This is a genomic window from Tahibacter amnicola, assembly GCF_025398735.1.
GTDB classification, from domain to species: domain Bacteria; phylum Pseudomonadota; class Gammaproteobacteria; order Xanthomonadales; family Rhodanobacteraceae; genus Tahibacter; species Tahibacter amnicola.
Genome location: NZ_CP104694.1, coordinates 3,887,030 through 3,913,046, shown reverse-complemented (window position 1 = coordinate 3,913,046; position 26,017 = coordinate 3,887,030). Strand labels below are relative to the sequence as shown.

Annotated in this window: 11 protein-coding genes and 1 pseudogene; 2 read left to right on the top strand and 10 right to left on the bottom strand. The window is 60.5% G+C overall.

Annotation, left to right across the window (positions count from 1 at the left end; all coding sequences use genetic code 11):
- Positions 1-278: 278 nt before the first annotated feature.
- The 10 genes and pseudogenes from N4264_RS15550 to N4264_RS15500 form a co-directional block, all read right to left on the bottom strand.
- Positions 279-1,925 carry a PKD domain-containing protein gene (locus tag N4264_RS15550; RefSeq protein WP_261693151.1) on the bottom strand — a complete coding sequence of 549 codons (1,647 nt, stop codon included), beginning with the start codon at positions 1,923-1,925 and terminating at the stop codon, positions 279-281.
- A 131-nt stretch (positions 1,926-2,056) separates the two neighbouring features.
- A complete protein-coding gene (locus N4264_RS15545; protein ID WP_261693150.1) occupies positions 2,057-4,093 on the bottom strand; it encodes a hypothetical protein in 2,037 nt (678 codons plus the stop codon).
- 956 nt (positions 4,094-5,049) lie between these two features.
- On the bottom strand, positions 5,050-5,385 hold the full coding sequence (locus tag N4264_RS15540) for a hypothetical protein (RefSeq protein ID WP_261693149.1): 336 nt from the start codon (positions 5,383-5,385) through the stop codon (positions 5,050-5,052).
- A gap of 1,340 nt (positions 5,386-6,725) precedes the next feature.
- Positions 6,726-7,058 (bottom strand): hypothetical protein, encoded by a 333-nt coding sequence (locus N4264_RS15535; RefSeq protein WP_261693148.1) that lies wholly within the window; start codon positions 7,056-7,058, stop codon positions 6,726-6,728.
- A 317-nt stretch (positions 7,059-7,375) separates the two neighbouring features.
- A pseudogene (locus N4264_RS15530) lies at positions 7,376-10,428 on the bottom strand (type III restriction-modification system endonuclease).
- 9 nt (positions 10,429-10,437) lie between these two features.
- Positions 10,438-12,315 (bottom strand): site-specific DNA-methyltransferase, encoded by a 1,878-nt coding sequence (locus tag N4264_RS15520; RefSeq protein ID WP_261693145.1) that lies wholly within the window; start codon positions 12,313-12,315, stop codon positions 10,438-10,440.
- 10 nt (positions 12,316-12,325) lie between these two features.
- Positions 12,326-13,012, bottom strand: a complete 687-nt coding sequence (locus tag N4264_RS15515; protein WP_261693144.1) for a DUF4391 domain-containing protein — start codon at positions 13,010-13,012, stop codon at positions 12,326-12,328.
- Entirely contained in the window at positions 13,009-16,296 is a 3,288-nt protein-coding gene (locus N4264_RS15510) for a helicase-related protein (protein WP_261693143.1), read from the bottom strand. Before N4264_RS15510 ends, N4264_RS15515 begins: the two co-directional genes overlap by 4 nt.
- A complete protein-coding gene (locus N4264_RS15505) occupies positions 16,296-16,499 on the bottom strand; it encodes a helix-turn-helix domain-containing protein (RefSeq protein ID WP_261693142.1) in 204 nt (67 codons plus the stop codon). Before N4264_RS15505 ends, N4264_RS15510 begins: the two co-directional genes overlap by 1 nt.
- A 656-nt stretch (positions 16,500-17,155) precedes the next feature.
- Complete coding sequence (locus tag N4264_RS15500; RefSeq protein ID WP_261693141.1) at positions 17,156-17,629, bottom strand: hypothetical protein; 474 nt, start codon at positions 17,627-17,629, stop codon at positions 17,156-17,158.
- A 763-nt stretch (positions 17,630-18,392) separates the two neighbouring features.
- On the opposite strand from N4264_RS15500, the gene N4264_RS15495 reads away from it, so the two are divergent.
- Together N4264_RS15495 and N4264_RS15490 are read left to right on the top strand one after the other, a co-directional pair.
- Positions 18,393-24,683 carry a DUF4011 domain-containing protein gene (locus N4264_RS15495; RefSeq protein ID WP_261693140.1) on the top strand — a complete coding sequence of 2,097 codons (6,291 nt, stop codon included), beginning with the start codon at positions 18,393-18,395 and terminating at the stop codon, positions 24,681-24,683.
- 390 nt (positions 24,684-25,073) lie between these two features.
- Positions 25,074-25,640 (top strand): hypothetical protein, encoded by a 567-nt coding sequence (locus N4264_RS15490; protein ID WP_261693139.1) that lies wholly within the window; start codon positions 25,074-25,076, stop codon positions 25,638-25,640.
- Positions 25,641-26,017: the final 377 nt, after the last annotated feature.

Below are 26,017 nucleotides of genomic sequence, written 5' to 3'. Positions count from 1 at the left end.
TGAGGATCGTCTCCAGCTTGGTCTTTGTGATTGCCGCCGTTCCGGCCGCAGGCTCACCACGCTTGGCAGACGCGCGGCGAGTCGGGCCCAGATCAGTCATTGCCGGGCACCGTGGAAAACAATAGAGGGTGTGGAACGCCGTCATGCATCGCCACGACGGCGGGACTGGGACCAGACAGCCTCCACGAACGCCGGAGCCGTTCAGCGCCACCCCTTCCGCTGGCGGGAAGGGGATGTGTCGGGAGACATCGAAGCGGGCTGCCGGGCGGCGATACCCCTTACTCGAACCCGTTCGCGAACAAGCGTTCCTTGCCGATCAGCAGGCTGTATTCGATGCGCACGGAGCCGGCGTCGTTGGCGGCGGTCCACGCGCGGTAGACGGCGCCGAAGCTCGACATGACCAGAAACGGCTGCAGGTAGTCGACGCCAACGCAGAAGCCGCCGGCCGAATGCGTGAAGGTGGCGGTCGGCACATCGGCCGAGGTGATCGAGCGATAGTCCTTGCTCAGGAACGTGTACAGCGTGCCGTTGATGGTCGTCAGCTTGTTCGGTACTGGGCAACCACCGGAAGGGCTGATGAGGAGGTCGTTCTTGGCATCGGCCTCCAAGTCGAGCTCGGCATTCTGCAACACCGTGGTCGACGGCCGCTGACTGACCGTCACCATGTTGCACGCCTGATTACCCGCGCCGCCGGAGTTACTCGCGGTCAGGCAGGCGTTGCGCGTCCCGGCGGTGCTGTAGCGGTACGTCGGCGATTGATTGGTGCTGGTGCCACCATCACCGAGCACCCACGACCAGCCGTTGGGCGTGTTCGAGGAGGTGTCGTTGAACTGCACAATCAGGTCGTAGCTGGAAAACGTGAAGCTGCTCACCGGCACTTCCGGCGGCGCCGCCTGCAGCAGGGCGAATTCCAGGCGAATGCCGCTTCCGTTGTTGGCCGCCGTCCACGCCTTGTAGATGGCGCCGCTGCTGGCCTTGACCAGAAAGCCTTCCAGGTAGTCGACGTTGACGCAGAAATCGCCGCTGCTGATCGGGCCGCCGCCAATGTCGGCCACGGTGATGGTGCGGTAATCCTTGTTCAAGGTTGTGTATTTTGCACCATTTAGCATGTGCAGCTGGTTGGTGATCGGCGGGCAGCCTGGTCCGAGCACCTGCATGTCGTTCAGGCCATCGCCATCCAGGTTGAACGAGCTGCCCACGGCAACCGTCGTCGATGGCACCTGCGCCACGACCACGGTGTGGCAGGTGTTGCCGCCGCTGCCACTGGTATTGCTCGCCGTCAGGCAGGCCGAGCGCGAGCCCGCGGTGTTGTAGCGATAGCGCGGGCTCTGTTGCGTGCTCGTATTGCCGTCACCGAACGTCCAGCTCCACGTGGTCGGCGCGCCGCCGGTGGAGGTGTCGGTGAAATTCGTGATCAGGTCGTAGCTGGTATAGGTGAACTGGCTGCTTGGCGGTGTCGGTGCTCCGCCAAGGTAGTCCCATAGCAGCGGCAAGCTGGAAGCGGTATTCGTGCCGTTCGTGCGCAACTTGAAATACTTGATGCTCGCACCGGTGCCCGTTCGCATGTAGTAGACCGACAACGTGTCGTCGTAGTCAGACGGAATAAAGCCGGTGCCCGGGGCATAGTTGGTGTTGTAGCTGGCCGCCTGCGCATCCGCCAGCGTCGCGTTCGCGTAGGCGTTGGATGTGCCGGAGACGCTGCTGTAGGCCCAGCCGGAGGGGCTCAGCAAGTGGATCGCGGTGACGCCCGCCAGATACCCCTGAACATCGTTCGTCGCGTCCGGCGACGGATCGCCCGACGCGGCGGTGTTGAAATTGAGGTTTCCACCCGGGGCCAGTGTAGCGGTCGCGCTGGCCAGGCCCGTTGAAGGCGCGAGCGCCAGGGCGGTGCAAAGCCATCCCGCAGATGCCCACAGACGTTTCATGGCAAGCCCCCCTGAGCAGTCATCGCCTGGCGGCCATCCTACGCCCAGCGGCCGCACGTCGCCATCGACTGCGTGCCTGATATTGCGCGATGAACGAACAAGGGGCGACCTTCGTCGCCCCTTGTTTCTGATCACGGCTGAACCGGTGAGATGACCGCGTAGATGCCCCACTCGCGGATGTCGGCGGAAACCGACTGGTGCAGGCTGTCGATGTCGGCGACGGGCAGGTCGATCCAGGTCTTGCCGTCGAAGCGCACCACGCGGAACGTATCCGGACGGGCAACGCAGGGGTCCTCGGCGCAGACCGCGGTCGTGTCGTACTTCAGGCGCAGCGTCGCCCCCGAACGCAAAGGGTGGTCGCCCTCCACGACGGTGGGCTGGCTGACGTAAACCCAGTCCGACGGCAGCCCACCCGGGGATACCGTCCTGGTCACGGTGACCGACGTGCCCTCTGCCATGGAGTCCTTGCGCACGCGCAGATCGATCGGTGCATCCGGCGAGAACAGGCTCCAGCTGCCATACACACCGCCGATCATCGGATTCACGGCCCCCGGGCCGGTTCCCGGCCCATTCGGGTGGAACAGCGCCCCTCTGACCGTGTTCACGCGATTGATCCGCAGGCCATCCGGCGTCGTCGTGCGGACGACGATGTCCAGCTCCGGGCCGCGCGCGGCGTCGAAGGGAATCCGGCCGAAATAGTGGCCCTGGACCGAATCGAACTTCAATGTGACCGGGCGCCTCTGGAGCCCGGGATGGCCAGCCAGGACTTCGATCGGCGGCAGGTTGGCCGGGTTGTCGAAGATCGGAATGGAAATCTCGATCATATGGTGCGGAATCCGGAAACGCGGGCGCTCCACATAGACGATCGAGACGGTCTTCTTCAGGGGCACGACCTGTCCGGCGCAATCCGCGGTGACGACGGTTTGTCCGTGCAGGCCGGAGTAATACATCGGCCCACCCTGCAGGGTTTTCCCGAATTCGACGATGTCGCCGGGCGCCGCACCGTACAGACGGACCGCGCCAACCTTGTCGGTAACACCTTGGGCAATCTCGCGCCCGTTGTGAGTCATCGTCACGTTCACATCGGGAACGCGTACGCCATTCGCCTCGACAACCATCGGAAAGACAGGGCATGCGAAGTCCGGTGATTCCTCGATGCGGACCTTCGTCGCGAACATGCGCGGCACGGTGGTGGGGCCAGGGTTTGTCCCACCGCGTATCCGGGGTGTTTTCAGATCCAGCGTGTCGTCATCCCAGTACGCAGCCAATGTTTCCCAGACGGACTGCCTGAGCACGCGTCCCTGGTCTGTCGCGGGGTTGTGATTGCCTTCGTGGCAGATCTCGGTGGAGTCGCGCTCATGGTCCATCATGCTGGCCCGATGCGATTCGGGCACCCCGTTGCGATCGACCGTGCACATCGCCGATCCACCATCGTTGCTGTATTCGTCAAAGGCGCCTATCACATAGTGACCGAACTCGTGGCCGATCACACGGGCGGAAGCCGGATGGTCCCAGTTCCACAGGTGACGTGCCCCCGGCAAATTCATGCCATAGCCAGGCCCTTGCACACTGTCTTTGCCGCCGCCGCTGGCATGAGGCCATTCAACCACGCGAAACCGCGCATCGGCGCTGCCGAAGTGTCTGAAGTCTTCGTAGATCACCACATTTTCGATAATCATCTGGCCATCGGTCACATCGAACAGATGCTGCGATGCGTTGATGAATCCATTGCTGATCTGGGTGATGTTTCGCGGGGTCGCGTTGTATTCCAGGCTGGCCACGAAATTGAACGCGATGATCGCGTTGCTGCGCCGGATCGGAATCTCATAGGTGGCTGACGGATGGGAGACAACCGCGTCGGTCCACGTCCCGTCGTTGTGCTGGACAATATTGGTATGCCAGATACGAAAAGCCCAATTGCCGTCGTGATTGCCCTTGAAGCTGGGCGACGTGGCGATCAGCTTGCGCACGACGATGTGGTTGCCGGGCGCCAGCGCCGTCTGGAATTCACCGTTACTGGACGTCTTTCCCCGCAACACGGAATCGACCCAGACCTCTGCGTCGGCAACCACCGCGTTCGCATCATCGCGAACCACGATGGTTGCCCCGAAAACCGCGAATGACGACACGGCCGCGGCCAGGGCGACAGACCAGCGGATAACGCTCATGTGTAATGGAGACATCACAGAACAACCTCCGCACTACTCACAGACCGTTGTTGGTCGGGATGGAACGGCTTCTCCACTGACCAAGACGGTGAAGGGGCCGGGGAGTTCTCAAGGTCACCCGATCGCAGGGCGGGCCATCCGTGCCCTGCAGAAGTGACCTTGCGAAGAACTACCTGCACGGGAAAACCGCGCAGAATCCGGAAAGGGAAGACGCAAGAAGGGCCGGCATCCCCCCGCTGGTGCCGACAATCGAATGAGAAATCCCGATTGGAGGGAAGATCTGTCGCACGGCGGCGACACTGCCGACCGGATAGCCAGCGCCACGCCCTGGAACCTGAACCAGGACACCACCAAACCCCTTGCGCGAGGTCGGCGGGGCCCGCGATACATGCGAGTTGCGTCCGCCGCACGGTGACTTGTTGGCCCGTGCTTGATCGCCCGGGCGCGATCGAACCCGCGTGCAGCCCCGGCGTTGGAAGGAAACGCCGGAGCTGCACGGGGTGTTGAAGCGTTCTGCGCAGATCAAGAGAACAGGGCGTCAACCGCGGCCGCGGCGACGGACTAACGACTCCGGCAGCCCCTCCCCGCTGACACACCCGCACTCGTCAGCGCGCGCATGCCCGACACCCCATTCGCGCCTGGGCTATCGGCAGGAGATGACTACCCGTGTTTATGACAGGCAAACGTCACCGGAAACACCGTCTCACCGTTTGCGACGCTGCGGACCTTCCGGAAAGGCCCACACCGAGGCATAGCGTGAGTGACCGCTCCGGCGCGGTCGACGGCATTTCCTGTGGCGTTCGCACGTTCCATCGCCACCAGAGGGACCGCACGGTCGAGCGCCGCCCATCACGGAACCGCTCCACCGTGCGGTCGCATTCGCGACCACCGGTGACCGCACGATCGGGCCAATCCATCTGCCCCAACCACCCGTCGTGCCATTACACCGCGAAATCCTACGCTTCCATCTTCGCCGCGACGCTAGGCTCCGACTTTTCCCACGCATACTCCGCATGGCTTTCCAGCACCGTCATCGCATCGATGTAATCGGTGAGATCCGCCACCAGCATGCCCGCGTCATGGACAAGATCGGCATCCAGCCCATCGTCGATGGCGGTGATCACACGTAGCATCTTTGCCAGGGTGCGCACACCGGCCAGGCTGCGGTCGCGAACATGGCGCGCCGTGCCGAGCAGGCGAGGGAAGTCGGCCGGGTTGACGGCGTAAGGGGAAACCAGCACGTCGTGAATGCTGTACTCGATTGGCGCGGTGTCTGGGTGAGCGTCATTCATGCGAAGGCCCTCCAGCGGAAGACGACCATCACGCACCGTAGCGTGTAGCGCCAGTTAGGGGGCGGGGGAGTGGCGAAGCGGAGAGGGCGGGCAACCGCCTGCACCGGCGCGAGGCCGGATGCAGGCGGCGGGTACGACTCGACGGCAAACGTTCGCCAGTGGCGAACGGGCGTTCCATGCGGAGAGACATTGCGTGTCCTCGACGAGTGGGGAGTAACCCGTCACCGGACCCGAGGCGGTGACGGACGGCGCATGGTTGGTCTACCGGGATATCGATCCGGCCAGCATTGCTGCTGCCAAGCGCCGCCCGCCATAAACTGGGGGCAATAGGGCGCCCAGCCGAAGACTGGGCGTAAGAAAAAGCGCCGTCATCGTCGGATGGGCGCCTTATGCGCCGATATCACCGGGAGACCAATCCCGGGCTGCCGATTTGGCGGCAGCGGAATGATTCTGCGAACGCAATGCGACGGCGTCAATCCGTATGGTGACAGAAAATCCAGGCGGAGCGGTATGGATGACTACCCTGATGTTTCGCCGCGCACTTCGTGTCCGCGAGTCGCTACGGATATCGCTGCGCCACCGCACCAAAATGCCACAAGCGCAACAGGTCGTCGTACCCGTAGCCCGGGTTAACCCGAAGGGTTCACCCGGGTGAAATCTCGCGACGCGGTCTGATTCCGGCGAAGCCGGATAAGCCACGCGTCGCATTGGCGAACCGCCACCCCGACAAACGCAAAGACAGGCTCTGCCCACCGGGTTCGATCCAGGTTTCACCTGCGCCGCCGAGGCTCTACGCTGCTATCGCGCAACAGAACGCTGAACGCCTGCAGCGTCGCGCCGCAATGGAAAGGCAACCACGCTCAGGGACCAAGCTGGCTGCGTCGCGATAGCGGCGATTTCCTGAGTGGCTGGCGCTTCCGGCTGATCTCCCAAAGCGCAGGACCATCGCCGTTTGCGCACGACGCGGCAGGCGCGAGGCCGCAAGCGCCACGGCTGCCGGTAAAAGCGATTCCGCATCAGCTTGGCGACGGAAGCGAATCCGTCGGCACCTGCAACGTAGAGCCGACGCGCTGAGTGCGTACAGCTAATTCCTGATCGCGAATCGCTCCGAGCTGCAACGCTGAAGGTTCCGACAGGAAAAGACGCCGCGGAAAGGGTCGCGTCTGACGCTTTTTTGCTCAACGATTCAGGTGGCGCGCATCAACGCCGCCACTATTTCCTGGACGCGAGCAGCGGCGCGCTGCTCGAACGCAGGAATTTCCTGAAAAGGAATCGGAAAAAGTCTCACCAGAAGCGAGAAGCGCCGCCGCCCGGGGGGCAGGGCGGCGGCGCAGCAGGGCCTAGGCCGAAGCCTCGGCGTCCTCCGTCGAGCGGGCGGACTTACGGAACCGCACCGCCAGATCCTTCCGCAGCGTATCCAGACCCTGGTTACGCCCGACCACCTTCAACAGGCCGTAACCCTCCAGCGCCGCACTCATCACATCACTCCCCAGAGCGACTTCCGTATCGTCCGCGCGCTCCGCCAACCGGCTCAGACGCGTCAGAAACGGCCGCAGCGCATCAATCGCCGCCAGATCCGCCCGCAACTCCGCCACGCTCAAACTGGGCGGCACGATCTGCGGGTTCTGCTCCAGTACATGCATCAGGCAGGCGGCGTCGGGAGGGATGGACACCGGCGTGGGCCTGCAAAAGTCCCGCCTACTGGCGCTGTGGGGTGACGAGGAATGTGCATGGAAAGTTACCCGCTTCTATTGGATGCCACCGCGAGCATGACGCCAATCCATCCTTTGGCCCCATTGCCAAAGATCTGGGCATCTCGGCGCCCACCATCACGAAATCAGCCGGAAAGTATCGCCAAAGGTGTTTACCTCCCACTTTTCAACAGGGTGGTCGCCACGGACTGGTACTTTTGGCAAAATGTCGAATCATAGAACCTGCCCGGCAGGCGATCGGAATATTCCGAATGGTGGATGGCATGGACTTCTTTCCGCTACTTCACGATTTCCATCAACTTGCCGAAGCTGTCCACCACGTCGTACTTGACGTTCTCCGGGGCGAAGCGGCGATTCATCTCCTCGAAGAATTTGCGAGCGCATCTGATCTTGGTTTTCTCGATCTCGCGCAGATCCATCGATGACATCGAGCCCTTGGTCTCGGCAACGAAGTAGATGTGCTTGACCTCGCCTTCCTTGAAGCTGATGGCCCAGTCGGGGTTGTAGTCGCCTACCGGCGTCGGGATCAGAAAGCCGCGTGGCAACTTGGCGTACACGACGACTTCGACACTGGCCTCCAACGCCTCGGCGAATTCACGCTCCGGCCTCGATCCGGAATCCGGCAACACGAAATCGTAGATGTGGCGCTTTGGCGTTTTGACCGCGTTACTGAAATCCTGCTTAGTCTGCCCGGAGGTGAAGATGTCGAGATCGAACTTGTCCTCGACCGGATCGTAGGCCAGATGCTCGATGATGACCGTCGCCTTCTGCTCATTGATCAGCCGCGTCGCCTCGGCAATGAAACTCTCCGGGTTGGTCTTGAACTGCGCAAAGACCGCGACGTTGATCCCCTTGAGGACTTCCGCCACCGTGCGGCGGGTCAATTGAGTGCCCTCTGCGAGTTTGCCGATCAGGTCGTACTTGGCGGCCGAGTGGATTGACTGCTTGTTGTACTCGACATGCGACTCTAACACCTTGAAGCCATCACCTTTCTCCAAGGCGTCAGCGTCGACTTGGTCTCTCTGCTCCCCTTTCTCAATGGTGTATTGCAGCGGGGTCACGCGCAGCGCCGCATCCAGCTCCTTGACCGCCTTCTGCACCAACTCGTCCGAGTCGAAGTCGACGCTGTAGGCCGCCTTCCGGTTGATGCGGTTCCACAGCGCCTTGAACTCCTGCTTGTCGAAGTTGGCGTTGAGCGGATTCTTCTTCGGGCGGCGATCGTCGCCGATGTCTGGCAGCTGGCTGGCGCTGAAAACGCTGTCGATCAGCTGGAACACCTGCTCCGCGTACACCTTTAGCTCCGGTGGCAGGTCGGCCAACGTCCCGGCCTTCTTCGCATCGTGATACACGCCAGCGATCCGATCCGCATTGTCGGTGTAGTCGTTCTTGACCAGATAGCGGTAGATTTGCTTCGCCAGATGCGGCGTCACCTGCACGTCGCCGGTAGGCGTCTTGAGCACCTTGCCGGTGAAGTATTCCTCGTTGGCCACCTGTGGCCGGGCGGACAGGGAATCGCTGATGTCCTTCTGCAGCGCTGCGACGAAGTCCTTGTAGCTCTCGCTGGCCACCACGGTCAGGACGTTCACATCGTGGACGATGGCCGGGTGATCCATCCGGTCGCCTTGCTGATTGACGGACAAGCGCAGGCCGCGCCCGACTTCCTGGCGACGAGAGATGGTGTTGTCGCTGTGTTTGAGCGCACAGATGACGAACACGTTCGGGTTGTCCCAACCTTCGCGCAGGGCCGAGTGCGAAAAGATGAAGCGCACCGGCTCGCCCAATGACAGCAGCCGCTCCTTGTCCTTCAGGATCAGGTCATAGGCATCGACGTCATCGGACAGGCCAGCATTCTCGCCGCGCACCGCAACAGCCGAATCCACCTGCCGCTTGCTCTTCTTGTCGATCGAGAAGTAGCCGCTATGCGTCTTGTCTGCCGCAATGCCCTTTAGATATTTGACGTAGGCCGTCTCGTCCAGATCAAGCACCTCGTTCAGATACTGCGTGTATTCCTCTTCGAAGATGCGGGCGTATTCACCCTTTTCGTCCACCTGCGCGTAGTCACGGTACTTGGCTACCTCGTCGATGAAAAACAGGGTCAGCACTTTCACGCCATGCCGGAACAGCGTCTGCTCCTTGTCAAAGTGTGCCTTGATAGCCTCGCGAATCTGGATGCGGCGCAGCGCCGCTTCGGTAACGTCGCCGGTGGCATCGCCCACCGTCAGCTCGACGCCGTTGGTGAAGCTCAGGGTGTCGGTGTTGGCGTTGATGTCCGCCACCACGTAGCCGTCGCGGTACTGATCCAGCCCCCCGACAGGTCGAACAGGTTGTCGCCCTTGCCGAGCTTGCGCACCACGCGCTTGATGTCGCCATTGGCGAGCTTCTGCTCTACCTCCACTCGCGCCTCGGGCGGCTTCTTAGTGGAGATGTCGATGGATTGCAGATACAGGTAGCCTGTCGTGCCCGCCAGCCCCCTCACCGCGATACCACGTACGGCGATCTTCTTCACCAGCTTCTGGTTGTAGGCATCCAGCGCGTCCAGCCGATGAATCTTGTTGTGCGTGGTCTTGTGGGTGGCCGAGTAGCGCAACACCATCAGCGGCTTGAAGTTGACCAGCGAATCCAGCGTCTTGCCACCTTCCATCTTCTGCGGCTCATCCAGGATCAGGATGGGCCGATTGGCACTGATCACGTCGATGGGCTTGCGGGACTGGAAGTCGTCCAACTCCTCATAGATGCGACGGTTGTCCTTGCCCGTGGCATTGAACGCCTGCACGTTGATGACCATCACGTTGATGCCCGCGTCCGACGAGAAGCTCTCCAGATGGTGCAATTGTTTGGAGTTGTAGATGAAGAAGCGCACCTTCTTCTGGTAGCTCTCCAGGAAGTGTTCGGCGGTGATCTCCAGCGACTTAGCCACGCCCTCGCGGATGGCGATGCTGGGTACGACGATGATGAACTTGCTCCAGCCGTACCGCTTGTTCAACTCGAAGATCGTCTTGATGTAGCAGTAGGTCTTGCCTGTGCCGGTTTCCATCTCGATGTCGAGATTCACCCGTGCGACCTTGGTCTTGGCCAGCGTGTCCGACAGCGGCAGGTTCTGCGCCCGCTGCCCGGCGTGGATGTTGTCGAGCAGCGCCGTGTCCGAGAGCACGATGTCGGCGTTCTTGAATCCGGCCTCGGTGAATAGGTCGTCCGTCCCCTTCTTGGCCTTGCCGGGGTCGATTCGGTAGCTGATGGCTACGCTGGAGGCAGGCGGTTGGCCCTTGAAGCAGTCCACCACCGCCTGCACGGCGGCGGTCTGGTAGGACTGCGTTTTGAACTTCAGTTTCATCGCCGCCCCTCAGATGCTCTTCACTTCGGTGGAGGGCGACAGCGACTTGAAAATCTGCTCCACGTTGATCTTGACCGCGCTGTCCTTGAATCCCGCGTCGCGGAACACCACGCGCAGTGGCTTGTGGGTGGCCAGCTCCTTGACAAAGGCTTCGTCCACGCCACCGTGGGCGTCGAAGCACGCAGCGAGCGCGTTGCCGTCAACGAAGTACACGTCCTTGCCATGGATGGCCTTCTTCTCCATGGGCAGGGCGAGGTCGACGCCCCAGTCCAGCATCACCTGGAACAGCAGGTCTTCCGGCGTGCGGTCGGGCTTGATGTTGTCCACGAAGAGGTCGAGCTTCCCCTTCTCCAGCGCATCAGGGGCGTAATAGACATCGGCCATATTGGAGGTGTAGATCTTGAGAACGCGGAAGCCGAGGTCGCTAGCATCGCTGTCCGCCTGATTGCGTAATTCAGCCGCCACGTTGCGGATGCGCTTCAGCCCCATCTGAAAAATCGACGCCATCTCAGGCTCAGGTATGGGAAGTGGCTCATCGATCTGCACGCCGATGTAACGCCGGTTGCCGCCATCCTCGGCATTCTGCTTCAGCACCGCATGGGCCGTGGCGGCACTGCCGCTGAAGAAGTCCAACACGATGTCGCCGTCGTTCGGCCTACCCGCCAGCTGCAACACCCGTTGCAGCAGTTCCACCGGCTTGACCGAGTTCAGCACGTTTTCGGTGTGCTGGAACTGCACGTACTTGAGCAGGGTCTTCTTGGCGTCTTGCGTATGCCCGACCTCTTCGTAGAACCAAAGTGTCTGCGGAGTACGACCACCAGACACCTCGCTGAGGAACTTTTTAATAGCAGGAACATTGCTTCCGTCAGCCCCCCACCAGATGCGCTTGTCGGCGTCCAACGCCTTGAACTTGTTCTCATCGATTACCCAGTATCGACCTGTAGGGGGCCCGGGAAGCTGACGCCCAGAGGGGCTCGTGACGGAGTAGACACCCGCGTCATAGCGATTGCGGGCGGACATGTCGGACGCCTTCCAGGGACCGCGGGGATCGCTATCAGGGTTTCTGTAACGCGCTTCCATCTCCTCGGTTCGCGCGAGCTTCTGCGGTCGCCATAGCGCCTTCTCGCGCGCGTAGACCAGCAAATAGTCATGATCCTCGGAGAACCAGTCCGCCGTGTTCTTCGGCGAGTAGACCTTCTGCCAGATGATCTGCGCCACGAAATTGGCCTCGCCGAAAACCTCGTTGCAAAGCTTCCGCAGGTTGGCGACCTCGTTGTCGTCGATCGAGATAATGATGACGCCGTCTTCCTTCAGAAGATTCCTCGCCAGGCGCAACCGCGCGTAGAGCATGCTGAGCCAGACCGAGTGAAATCGCCCGTTAGCTTCGGTATTGGCCACCAGCCGTCCACCCGCAGCATCGACCTGATTCGATTGCTGCAAATAGGTCTCGGCGTCATCGCTGAAGTCATCGTCGTAGATGAAGTCACGGCCCGTGTTGTATGGAGGGTCGATGTAGATTAGCTTGATCTTCCCGAGATACGTCTCCTGCAACAGCTTCAACGCATCGAGGTTGTCGCCCTCGATGAACAGGTTCCTGGTCGTATCGAAGTCCACACTCTCCTCGCGCACCGGGCGCAAGGTCTTGGCAATTGGCGCATTGGCCGTCAAAAGCGCCTCGCGCTTGCCCGGCCAGTTGAGGTGATAGCGTTCCTGCGGGCCTTCGACGATTGAACCAGACAGCTCCTGCCTGAGCTGGTCGAAATCCACCGCCAGCTTCAGGCTGCCATCCTCGCCCCGCGCCTCCGTCACGCAGCCGGGAAACAACTCGCGGATACGCGCGATGTTGTCTTCGGTCAGGTTGGGCGAGTGCATTTTGAGTTTGTCCACGTTCTTGTCCTTACCGGCTCAGGCTTTCCAGTTCTGATTTGAGTTGTCGCACGGTAGCGTAGATCTCCACCTTGCGGTTGAATTGCTTTTCCCTTTCCAGCCGTGCCATTGCCTTCTCCAGCTCGCGCTGCTTGGCGTGCGCCCGCTCCACCCGCGCAACCAGCGCGGCCAGCGTTTCCTGCGGGCGTGCTACCAAGGGAATCAGGCGGTGCAGCAACTGCTCGTACAAGCCGCCCATGTGCAAGGCGACGGGCATGGCGGTGCGCTCGCACGTGACCGGCAACCAATCCGTTGCAAAGTAATCGGAGAGCACCCAGCGGCTGGCGTCGGCCTCGTTCGGGCGCTTGTAGGCGGCAATCACCCGCGTCCTCCCGTCGAAGGCCAGTTCGAACACGATGGGGAAGGCAATCGCCTCATCGATGCTGCGTAGCACGTCCCGGTGCAGTTCCGGCGTTTTGAGCTGGAGACTGAAGACCTGAATCTCCGGAACGCCGGGCCGCTCGGGCAAATGGATCGTTTCCGGGGCCAGCTTGAACGCCCAGACGATCTGTTCCACCTGCTTGACGAACAGGTCTTTCAACTGGGTGTTGGCAGCGGCGTGTGCGTAGATCTTGTTCTTCGGCAGAACGCGCCCAAAGGCTGCCTGCTTGGGATAGGTGATCAGCGCGGGGTGGTGTGGGGTCGCTCCGTGGCTCATACAGCCGTCTGAATCACGAGGAAGCTGATGAGTTCGAAGTCGTCCAGCCCGGAGATGGTGTTGGTCAGTGCCGTAGTCTTGCCGCCGGTGAAGAGGCTGTCGAGATCTTTTTCTTCCTTCACTTCGATCATCGAACGGATGGCCTTGCCAAGCAGGTCGGAGTGGGCTTGCATCCTGCGGCCGTCCGCCGTTTCCTGATTGAAGTGATGGCAGACCTCCACGATGGGTTTGTCCTGCCCCTTGCAGCAGGTACGAGCCAAATCGAGCAGGCGCTTGACTTCGGTGTGATCGTGGATGACCTCACCCTGGCGGTTGATGTAGATGAGGTAGTACGGGTGCAGACGGTTGTGCTGCGGCAGATGGGAGGGCGGATTCACGCCCGTATTGCGGTTGCGTAGCGTGAAGATCACGCCGGGCGTGAGGCCGAGTTCGGGGTCAGCAGGCACGACGGCGTGCAGGCCGCTCGGCGATTTATCGAGGTCGCCGTGGGTCTTCACGTAGTTCAGCAAGTCCATCCGGAAGTCGTTCAAGCCCAGGTCGGTGATGGAGACACCGGTCTTCAGGTCCTCCAGCTCGATGACTTCCTCTTGCAGGCGACGCAGCTGCTCCTTGCGGTAGGACAAGTCGTTGGCCTGCGCGGAGATGACGTTGTCGTCGCCGGTGGCGGTGACGTCGACGATCATCATCCGGTTCTCGACCCGCTCTTTGAGGTGGATGTACTCGTCCAGCGAGATGTCGGGCCAGTAATTCACCAACTGGATGCTGGCGTTGGGCGAACCGATGCGATCAACGCGCCCGAAGCGCTGGATGATGCGCACCGGATTCCAGTGGATGTCGTAGTTGATGAGGTAATCGCAGTCCTGAAGGTTCTGGCCTTCGGAGATGCAATCGGTGCCAATGAGCAGGTCGATCTCTGCCGGTTCGCCCGGCAGCACGATGGTCTTTTCCTTCGAGCGTGGCGAGAACAGCGTCAAAAGTTCCTGAAAGCTATACGCCTTGGGCAAGGTGGACTTCGGTCGATCACTGCCCGTGACCTTGCCGGAGTGCAGCTTAAGGGCTTCCAGCGTAGGTGCCAGATTGGCATACAGATAGTCGGCGGTGTCGGCGAAGGCGGTGAAGATGAGGATCTTCTTGTTGCCGGGATTGATGGGACTGGTGATCTTGCTCAGCACCTGACCCTTGAGATGCTGGAGCTTGGCGTCGTCGTCCGGTGTGATCTTGGCCATCGAGGCTAGCAACGTCTCGATGTTGGCGAGGTCGACCTGGAGGTCGTGCTCCCACGAAGGCAGATCCATGTCGGCCAGATTAATCTTCACCTTGCCGCCGATGTCGCCACCTTGGCCAAGCGCATCGAGTAGGTCATCATCCTCCTCGGCATCGAGGTCTTCCAGCACGTCGGTCAGGTCGCCGACGCTGGTGGCACTACCAGCCTGGTTGAAGGCGGCAATCTTTGCGAGCGTGCCCTGGTGGTTCGCTTGCAGGGATTGTAGCGTGAGCCGGAATGAGTGGACGGAGCTTTCCAGCCGTTTGAGCAGATTGACCGTCATCAGCGCCTGCAAGCTCTTTTCGCGGTCGGCCTGGCGCAGTGTTCCCTTGCCACCGATCTTGGTGTCGTAAAGGTCTTCGTACTTCCGCAGGCGGCTGGGCAGGATGTAGCTGACCGGGGCATACACCGCGAGCTTGAGCTTGGCTAGCTGCGCGAATATACCGTTGAAGCCCATGACGTCCGAGCGCGTGGTCAGGGCGCAATGAAACGACAAGGGCTTGCGGCGCTCCGGGAAGTGGCCAATGTCCTTGGTGTCGTAGAAGGTCTGGATGTGCCTGCGCGAGCGCGCGATAGTGACACTGTCGAGCAGCTCGAAGAAGTCGAACTCCAGCGCATCCAGAATGGCGCGCGGCGTGCGCTCCTCCGGCGGCAGTTTCGACCAAGCATTGAAGGCCGTCTGCGCGTTACGGAAGACTTCCTCGACCGACTTGCTAGTGCGCAGTTTCTTGCTGAGGTTCTCGGAGTCACCTTCGTAAGCGAGTGCAAGCTGATTGCGCAGGTCAGTGAATCGGTTGTTGACCGGCGTGGCGGAGAGCATCAGCACCTTTGTCTTCACGCCTTCGCGGATGACCTTGTTCATCAGCTTCTGGTAGCGGGTTTCCTTGTCTTTGTAGGCGTCGTTATTGCGGAAGTTGTGCGATTCGTCGATGACAACGAGATCGTAGTTGCCCCAGTTGATGCGGTTGAGCGGGGTGCCGAACGATTCGCCGCTGGTGCGGGAGAGATCGGTGTGCGCTAGCACGTCGTAGCTGAAACGGTCGCGGGCGAAGATGTTGGTCTTGAGGTTGCGGTTGTAGTTGAGCCAGTTGTCCGCCAGCTTCTTGGGGCACAGCACCAGAATGGACTTGTTGCGCAGCTCGTAATACTTGATGACCGCGAGCGCGGTGAAGGTCTTACCGAGGCCGACGCTATCGGCAAGGATGCAGCCGCTGTAGGTCTCCAGCTTGTTGATGATGCCGGTGGCTGCATCCTTCTGATAGTTGAAGAGCTTGTTCCAGATCAGCGTGTCCTGATAGCCGGTGCGGTCATTGGGCAGGACGTCTTCGTTGATGTCGTCGAGGAACTCGTTGAAGATGTTGTAGAGCATCAGGAAGTAGATACTCTCCGGCGAGTTCTCCTGGTAGACCGATGCGATGTGCTCGCAGAGCTGCGCAGTCACGTCTTCCAGCTTCTCGGGATCGTTCCAGATCTGATCGAACAGGCTCAGGTAGGTGGCCGCAAAGGGCGCCTCGTCCATCTTGTTGACGAGGTTGGAAACGGCATTGCCTTGCTGGTAGCCCAGATCGACGGCGGTGAAACCGTGGAGTGGCATGTACGCCGTATCGGTGCCGCCAGCCTGCACGCAGGCGAACTGCTGCATGGGCGCTTTAGTGCGATTGCTCCTGAACTTGGCCTTGCGCTGTATCCAGTCGGCGCACTCCTTAGCCACCGCCCGCTGGGTTAGCTTGTTGCGCAGCTGGATTTCGAACTCGCTGCCGTAGAGGCTGCGCTCCCGGTCGAGTTTGGGGATGTGGAACTCCTTGCGCTCCTTGCGGATCTTGTCGGTGACCTCGTTGGCAACGAAGGTGGGCGAGGTGAAGATGAAGTCCAACCCGTCGATTTTCTCGAGCTCGGCTTTTAGTGCCTCGAAGGCGTACATCGAAAAGCACGAGGCCGCAATTTTCAGACGTGCCCCTGGCCGGACGGTTTGCTTGAGGTCATCCCCCAGCAAACGACTGATGTTGTCGATCAGTTCCATCAGCCGTCCGCCCGCGAATCCTTACTAGTCAGATTGGCAACAATCCACTTGTCCAGATCGCTGTGACGGAAGCGCCACGTACCACCTAGCTTGAAAGCGGGCAGCTTGCCTTCGGCGGCAAGCCGATAAACCGTGCGCTTGCCTGCCTTTAAATATGCGGCGACCTCGTCCAAGGTCAGGATGTCGCCATCAGGCTCTTCCATTGCCGTTCCTACGTAGATGCTGAGATCGGATTGCCAAGTCTTGCAGAGTCTGCCACAGGCGCGCGATGCCGACCAGCCTGGTACTGAACCCGAACTTCGATGGTTCCAAGGGGGCAAACGTGCGCCGGAACACCTGCGTGCTGGCATGAGGCCCAGACTCGAACGGCCAAATTCTCTAGGCCATGTCCAAAGGGCCGGGCGCGTTACTATTTACGTCGGGATTGGGACGCGCTTCCGGCTGATCTCGCAAAGCGCAGGACCATCACCGTTTACGCACGACGCGGCAGGCGCGAGGCCGCAAGCGCCACGGTTGCCGGTAAATGCGATTCCGCATCAGCTTGGCGACGGAAGCGAATGCGTCGGCACCTGCAACGTAGAGCCCACGCGCTGGGCGCATACAGCTAATTCCTGATCGCGAATCGCTCCGAGCTGCAACGCTGAAGGTTCGGACAGGAAAAGACGCCGCGGAAAGTGTCGCGTCTGACGCTTTCTTGCTCAACGATGCAGGTGGCGCGCATCAACGCCGCCACTATTTGCTGGAAGGGAGCAGCGGCGCGCTGCTCGAACGCAGGAATTTCCTGAAAAGGAATTGAAAAAAGTCTCACCAGAAGCGAGAAGCGCCGCCGCCCGGGGGCAGGGCGGCGGCGCAGCAGGGCCTAGGCCGAAGCCTCGGCGTCCTCCGTCGAGCGGGCGGACTTACGGAACCGCACCGCCAGATCCTTCCGCAGCGTATCCAGACCCTGGTTACGACCGACCACCTTCAACAGGCCGTACCCCTCCAGCGCCGCACTCATCACATCGCTCCCCAGCGCGACTTCCGTATCGTCCGCGCGCTCCGCCAACCGGCTCAGACGCGTCAGAAACGGCCGCAGCGCATCAATCGCCGCCAGATCCGCCCGCAACTCCGCCACGCTCAAACTCGGCGGAACGATCTGCGGATTCTGCTCCAGCACATTCAAGGTCTGCCGGCAAAACTGCTCCGACTTCGCGCCCATGCGACGCAGCGTCCGGCGATCGTCCGGATTCAACGAAATCAACCCGGCCAGCGCCACCTCCAGACCCTGCAGATGGGTCTCCACGGCGGCCAGCTGCTCAGGGGTAAAGGAAATGGACAACAGATTCTGACTCATACACAACACTCCTCATCGGGCAGGCGGCATCGGGAGGGATGGACACCGACGCCGGTCTGCAAAGTCCCGCCTATCGGCACTGTGGGGTGACGAGGATCCTTTGCTCGTCGGTGCCGGGCGGGGGTGGGGATTTTGGGGTGTGTCAAGGAATTGACGCGTGTGGGATTTCTATTTCGGGAAAGTGGAATTGAGCTAGATCTGTGAGGGGAAATGTGCAGAATGGGGATACGGTGTGGGATGGAATTGCAGTCGCCGGATTGGTCAGTCAGATTGACACCGTACTGGCTAGCCCATCCCCGTTCTTGTTTTCATGGTTTTTGGAAGTACCGTGTGTGCGATACCACAGTCGCGCAGATCAACAGACACTGGTTTCGGGAAGGCAGGGCGGTGATCAAGTGGCTAAATGAGCCCGTTGGGGCGGTGAATCCGTTGCGCGAAAATCCGGCTTGGAAGCTGTGCTGTCAGACCGCGGTCCACGCTCGGTTCGATCGTGAGTATCGCGGGAGCTCGTGCAGATATGGGCGCAGACCACTTGGACGCCCTTCGAGCTGGGAACCCGTCACAAGCACCTTGACGGCACCGCCCGTCGGCGGCCATCGAGCTCTCGAGCCGTTCGCTGGAAGCCCCACCGCACCACTCCAAACTTCGCCGTGAGTCCGGCAGACTACCTTGGTCGCGATGGTGACTGCGAAGAGACAGCCGCATCTGGGGGCATGAGCGCCCAGCGTTGTGTCGATGAAGGTGCGAAGGCAAGGGGGTGCTTGTGGCGGAACGAGAGCGGAAGACGTCTGGCGACGACCCGGGCGCCGAGGTCGTCGACATTTTTTCGGGCAAGGTTTCGGTCGCAGACGCTATCGAGCGTCTTCGCACGCGGCTACTCGATCTCTCGGCACGAAACAGTCTGCTGAACTATCGCCACCCGAAAGGTCGGAGCGTCCAACTCGTCGATGAGCCGGACGTCGATCTGATCTTTCAACGGCTGTTCCTCGAAGGAAAAGCGGTTCCGTTCAAGTATGTCCCCGAACCATCACCGGATTCCTACGAGGGCAGGCGACCGGACGCGCGCTTGACAGCTTCCAAGATTGGGATCTCTCAATCCGTCGAGGCACGCCAGGCAGTGCCAAGTACCCGCCGTCAGCGACTCGATGGTGTGCAGACACTCTTCTATCCCGCGGAACTCGAGCGCCAGTTGCGAAAGATTGCCAGTGAGGCGAAGACGGCGATCGAGGAGACGGGCACGAACATGTTGTTCCTGTTGTTCGGCTTCCTTGAGCTTTTCGATAGCGACGACTCCGAGCGTCCGATGCTTGCGCCGCTCCTTGCGCTCCCCGTGACCCTAACGCGCGGCGAGGTGGACCGGGACAGCCGAACGTATCGTTACTCCGTACAGCATAATGGCGAAGACTTGGCCGAGAATCACACGCTTCGGGAGAAGTTGAGACGGGATTTCACCTTGTCTCTGCCAGAGCTTTCCGATGAGGAAGAGCCGGAAAGCTACTTCTCCCGGATCGAGCGTGCGGTCGCGACGAAGCGTCGCTGGAGGGTGCGTCGGCAGGTTTCGCTCGGGATGCTTTCATTTGGAAAGCTTGCGATCTGGGCAGACCTGGATACTCGAAAGAACGCCCCGCTCCTCCGTCACGATCTGGTCAAGTCCGTGTTTTCTGGGATTGGTAGCGGTGGTACCGAAGGGAAGCTCTACGCCGAGGAATACCCGATCGATGAGAGGCCGGAGGCGCATCAGGCGCTCATCTACACCGCCGACACATCCCAGCACAGCGCGATTATCGACGTCCTTTCAGGCAAGAGCATCGTCGTGAACGGTCCCCCGGGGACCGGAAAGTCGCAGACCATTACAAACATCATCGCCGCAGGCCTGGCAAAGGGCTGGAAGGTGCTTTTTGTGTCAGAAAAGCTGGCGGCTCTCGAAGTTGTGCGTCACCGTCTCAATGGTGCCGGACTGGGCCATTTCTGCCTCGAACTACACTCTCACAAAACCCAGAAAAAGAAGTTCCTGGAGGACATTCAGGCGCGCATCGAGGCACACTTTCGCGCGCCGGCTCATGCCGAGCCAAAGCTAGCCATTCTCGCCCGACAGAAGGCAGAGCTCGCACGCTATGCTGCGTTGATGGGCAGTCGAGTAGGTAACGCGCTTGGACTCACGATCAATGAGGTCTTCTGGGCCGCGGAGCGACGGCGGCAGGAGCTTGCGGATCGGGTGGCGGCGGTCACCGCTATCGGTTTTCCCACTGCGTCGAAGTGGACGCATGACGACCTGGAATCTCGTCGCGCCAAGCTCGTCACCGTCGCCGAACTTCACGACCTGGTCGGGGGATTTGGATCGAATCACCCATGGTGGGGTTTCCGACCACAGGCAATTGCCCCCTCCGACGACGAGACCGTCAGTCGAGCCCTTCAAGTCGCTCTTGAGCACGCGCTATCAGCAGATTCGGCGGCCGAGGCCGCGGTTTCATATTTTGGATTCAAGGATCAACCAGACGCCGCCGCGGCCTCCGAGGTGCTTGCGGTGCTGATGGAGCTCCCCCTGCTTCCCCAGCGCGCGGACCCGTCGCTTTTCCCGAGAATGTTCGAGCCCGACACCGATCCAAAGGGTGTTCGCAGTTCGAGGCTCCTTGTCGATATCAAAGCAGGGGTTTCCGCCGCCAGAAGGTTACTTCATTCGGCAGCAGGCCGATTGGCCGAAGGGGTGAGGCTGCGCGCCGACGATGCCGAGACGGTGAGACGACGAATCGTTGAGTGTCGATTGACTACCGTGTTCCTCTCGACAGAAATCGGAGATTCCCTTGGAAAAGTCTCCGAACTAGGGCGAGCGGCCGAGCAGCTTGCGATTTGCGCTTCGGAGGCCAGAGCCCCGTACGGATCGATCGGAAAGGCCCAGCTGAATGAGTTTCTCGCGGGAGTGCGCGAGAGGCTCTTCGCCGAGTTGCATGCAAGCCCAGTATTCACCCTCGCAGACGGGGCAGCGCGCGTTCTTGAGGTTGTGCGAACGCTTGATCAGTCCCTTGCAATCCTGAAAAGGATTGCGGAGCGCGGCGGCATTCCGTTCGATGCATCGGCAGACGCCGTCGCCATGTTCGCAGATGCCAACGGCATCCGCGGATTGAGCTCTGGCGTGGTCGTCGACGAACCGGTAATTTCGGAGGCGTTTCGTCTCGCCGCGCACCCTCTGGCCAACAGGTCTGTCGCCGAACTCGAAAGAATCGCGAATGATGTGTCTCACCAGGCCTCGGAGTGTGGGCGTGCGCTGGCGCGGTGCACGGCAGCTGCGCAACGCATAGGCCTTGACCGGAGCGCCACTTCGGTCGCGGAGATCGCGGCCGTGGCGTCGATCGCTCGATCGGCCCCTCGGGAACTTCTTGAGTTCCGCCGCCATGGCTACGGGCATGCTCGCATAGGTGTCCTCATTGCGCGCGTCCGATCAGCGATTGCGGAAGACAAAGCTGATGGAGACGCGCTGCAGGCGTTGTTCCACCTTGACGCGCTACCCAACGCCAAGGCGGTGAAAGCGGCAGTGAGTGCCCTTCGGAGGGATGGAGGACTATTCTCATTCCTTGACCACGAGAGGCGTGCGGCGAACAGGCTCTACGCATCAATCTGCAGACAGAAACGCAAGTCCACGCGAATCCAGCGCGCTGAGGAGCTGGCCAAGCTCGCCACATGGATGGAACGCAGATCCGCGTTCGAGGCGAGCCAAGAGTTCAAGGACGCTTTTGGCGGGCTCTTCCGCGGATTCAACACCATTGCGGACGACATCGCTTGTCTGGACCAGTGGTACCGAGCGAGCCGCGATGCTTTGCTCGGCCATCCGGGTCTCGTGGATAGATTCAATCTCACCATGATCGCTGAGGAAAGGCTCGCCGAGCTGGCGGTGAAGGCGGACTCCGTCCAGTCAGACGTGGTAATGCTTTGCGGTTTGGACTCCCGCGTCCACGCGATGCTCGGGACAGGCGTCTCAGATCTCGAGGGGCACAGCTTAGACGACCTGGAGACTACGCTAGCCAACCTCTTGAAGACGGCAAGCGAGATCAGTGAGATAGCAGCGTTCTTCAAAGCGCGCGCCGATGCATCGCTGCGTCCAACGGACATTGCGCGACTATTGCAAGTGAGGGCTGAACTCACTACTGCTTCGTCTGATGTGACTCTCCTTATGAGAGGGCGCGACGCGCTCATGGCGGCTGGCGGCGATGTGCTCGGACCGCTCACACGGCCGAGGTTTCGAGACTGGACAGAGGCCCTTGGCGAAATCAGCGCGAATGCGGCAGCCGTGGCGCGAATGGCATCGCAGGCTCTCGCCTTTTGCGACGGGAGCGCGTCGTTGGGTCGCGCTATCGCCTTCGCTGAGGCGAAGCGCGAGCTCGATGAATTGTGGGAACACATTTCCAGCGTCCCAGCTCGGAACAAATTCGAAACGTGGACCGAGCTGGCAGATGGCGCGATCGAGACAGCGTCTGCGGCGAGGAGCGCGCTTGAGAGCGTGGTCCCGTACTGTCGCGTTGGCGTGTCGGTTGCGGACTTCCTTATTGCGCTTGAGGAGGAGTCGGAGGCCGCAGCAACACTCAGGAGGCTCTCCGAGTCCGAACACGTGCGACGAATGCTTGGTGACAAATTCGACGGTGCCAATACCGACCTTCAAAGCCTATTCGAGACGCATGCGTGGGGTGCGTCCGTATCTGCAGCGCGGCTCCCGGCCGCTGTTCGCCGGCGGTTGCTCGCGAGCGATGCGAGCCTGGCCCTCGATGAATCGAGGCGCCTATACGGTAACGTCCATCGCGGATGCCAGCTTGCGCGGGAGTCGGTCGAAATGCTCGGTCAGTTCGGATCGTTCTCTTGGGTCCAATGGCAGCAGCAGGCCCGGACGATTGCCGATAGAGATCGTCCGTCGGAGATCAGAGCTCGATTGGAGGCCGTCACGCGGTCGCCGATATCGGTCCTGGAGTGGGCGAAGTACTTGTCGTCGCGACAACTCGCGGAAGAGGAAGGTCTCAGTGCGTTCGTAGTAGCGCTTGAAAGCGGCGCAGTGCCATCTGTAATGCTTGCGTCCGCGTTCGAGTTTGCTACGTATCAATCGATCGGGCGAGCTATCCACCAGTCGTTCCCCGAGCTCTCGCGCTTCAATGGGTTGGCTCATGAGAAGACTCGGAACGACTTTCGTGCTCTCGACGCGGAGATCATTGCGATCACGGGCAAGAGCTTCGCGAGTCAGATCGCCAAGCGTGCGAAGGTGCCCGAAGGGCACAGGGGGGCGACGGTAGGCGAGTACACGGACATGGCGCTTCTGCACCGTGAGATCAATAAGCAACGCCGACATATCCCCATACGTCAACTCGTGAAGCGCGCAGGTCGTGCGCTGCAAGAGCTAAAGCCATGCTTCATGATGGGACCCCTTTCCGTTGCTCAATATCTCGAGATGGGCGCCCTCGAGTTTGATCTGGTCGTGATGGATGAGGCATCGCAGCTTCGCCCGGAGGAAGCGGTCGGTGCCATTGCTCGAGGAAAACAATTGGTTGTCGTTGGCGACCCGAAGCAGTTGCCACCGACGAGCTTCTTCGACCGGATGCTCGATTCGGGAGACGAGGAAGACGAGGACGAGGCGCCTGCCGCGATTACGGGGATGGAAAGCATCCTGGACATATGCCAGCAGCTTTTTACACCTGTGCGAAGCCTGCGTTGGCACTATCGGTCCCATCACGAGTCGCTCATCGCGTTCTCTAACCACCACTTCTACAAGAATCTGATCGTGTTTCCGTCTCCGTACGCGAAGCATTCCAGGCTCGGAGTGAAGTACAGGTATGTTCGGGACGGCGTGTACAAGGACCGGCAGAATGTGCCTGAAGCGCAGCGTGTTGTAGATTCGATCGTCGAACACATGCTCAAACGTCAAGACGAATCGCTCGGCGTTGTCACGCTCAATCAGACGCAGAGGGAGCTGATCGAAGAGTTGCTCGAGAAGAAGCTTCGCACGTTCAAGGAGTGCGCAGAGTTCATTGAACTGTGGGAGTCGGAAGGCTGGCCGTTCTTCATCAAGAACCTTGAGAATGTTCAGGGCGACGAGCGCGACGTCATCTTCATATCCACGACTTTCGGCAAGGCAGAAGGCACTGCAAGTGTTAGACAGAACTTCGGCCCTATCAGCCGACCGGATGGCTGGCGCCGTCTCAATGTGCTGTTCACGCGCTCGAAGCGACGAGTGGAACTGTTCACCTCGATGGTGCCGGAAGACATCGTCATCGACGAGAAGTCTCCCTTGGGCACCAAGGCGCTGAGGGACTATCTGGACTTCGCGAGGCGCGGGGTACTGGGGTCCGCTGACTACAGCGGACCGCGAGATCCTGACAGTGACTTCGAGATATCGGTCGCCACGGTGGTCGCTTCAATGGGCTATGAGGTCAAGCCCCAGCTAGGCGTCGCGGGATTCTTCATCGACATGGCGGTTCGCAATCCAGACCGACCCGGAGAATTCCTTGCTGGCATTGAGTGTGACGGCGCGACCTATCACAGCAAGTCTTCGGTTCGGGATCGCGATCGCATTCGACAAGAGATCATCGAGTCTCTCGGATGGAAAGGGCGCATCTACCGAATCTGGTCAACCGATTGGTTCTACAACCCAAGGGCCGAGATCGAGCGACTTCGAAGCTTCTTGGATGAGAGGCGCCGCCTGAGCTCAGAGGCGCCGCAGGAGGACGACTGGAAGGAAGTGCCAGACCAGAGCGGACCGGAGGCCGTCCACGGCGCAGATGAAGCGGAGGAGATTGCGGATAATCTCTCGGGCCTCTCGGGAGATGCTGAAGACCTATTCGTCGAGGTCGGGGACCTGGTGACCTACTGCCTGATGGACGATCCCAGCGAGCGCCGCAATGTCCACATCGTGGACAGCGAAAGCAACGCGAAGATGGGCATCGTTAACGAGCGCACGCCTCTGGCCCAGGCGCTTCTTGGTCTCTCGCAGGGTGAGCTGGCGACCTTGGAGATGCCTGGCCAACCCAGCAAGCAACTCCGGATTTTAAGGATTCAACGGCAGTCGACGATGCTCCTGTGAGCCGGGTGGACTACCGTTTAGCGTTTCTCACTTCTTCTTTCCGCTGCACTACATCCCGACAGAAGACACGAAGAAGCTATCGCCGGCCACGCTAAAAGCTCTACAGAAACTCAAGGTGGACTGTAAACGTGACACTGATATCGCGTGAGCTGGCGAAGTGGCGTTATGCGATCACCTCGCATCCACGAGCGACCCGTTGCGGCGCACCGAATCGAAGAAGTCGCGGAAGAAGTCGCCGGGTAGGCGTTAGAATGCGACAATAATCGCTGAGCACGCTCCGGTTACTGCGCAGGGCGAGCCTCGGACGGATACTCGCGGATGGTTCCCCGTAGGTCGGTAAAAACTGTCTGGGTCACTCTGGCGCTGCTAGTAAGCACCAGCGGCGCCGCGTTGTCCCAAACCGAGCCGTTGCCATCCAATGTTGCGGTCGCCTTTTCGGCGTCGCCCACCACCGGACTGAATTCGGGGGACCAGATCCGGTTTGAGGTTCTGGCGACAAATCTCGGCCCCCAAACGCTGAACGGCCTCGCGATTACAAGCTCGGACTTTACGAATGAGTTTGAATTCGGAGCCACTTCCGTAGACTGTGCGGGCGTGGTGCTTCAGGTGTCTGATGGACTGCCCGGACCCCACTACAACATTGTCTGGTACGCAGCGCTTCTTCCGGATCGCCCGCTTGCCGTTGGGCAGACGACACGGTGTGCCTTCACGTTGACGCTGTCGCGGAATGCTCCCATCCGGCTTCCTTTCTCGTTCTCGCTTCCAGACTACTACGTTGAGCCTGACCCGAACGACACGGCGAACAACAGCGGCACAGTAGTGTTCGAGCAAGTTATTCCGAGCTTGCCAGCTACGTCGCCGGTTGCGCTAACCGTACTTCTCGTATTGCTCCTGTTCCTCGCGAACCGTCAGTTCACGGGATATTTTGGAAAAGCAGATTCCGGAGTGACGCGTTGACCGACGTTGCCAGCGTGTTGTTGCGGATCGTGCTGGCCAGCTGCACGGTGTACGGCTACCGCAAGATCACGCTGGGACTACGCGAGGCGGCGAGCGCTGTAGCCGTCATCGCGACTCCAGGACAACCAAGAATCGGCCAAACCCTTAGGTAAAGCGGGAAGATTGCTGACCGATCGTCGTCGCTTAGGCTGCGGAGCCGATTGTTGGTTACCCTGGGGCGCGGCACCGAACTCCCCCGATCTGACGACAGCGGAGCGGAGTTTGCGTGGTTCTGGAAGCTTGCTCGCGACCCGGCAGGTTCTAGTTCTGCAACACGCATGCTTGCAACAAACTACAAACCGCCTTGCATTGCCACCTTTCCAGTTTAATACTAAACC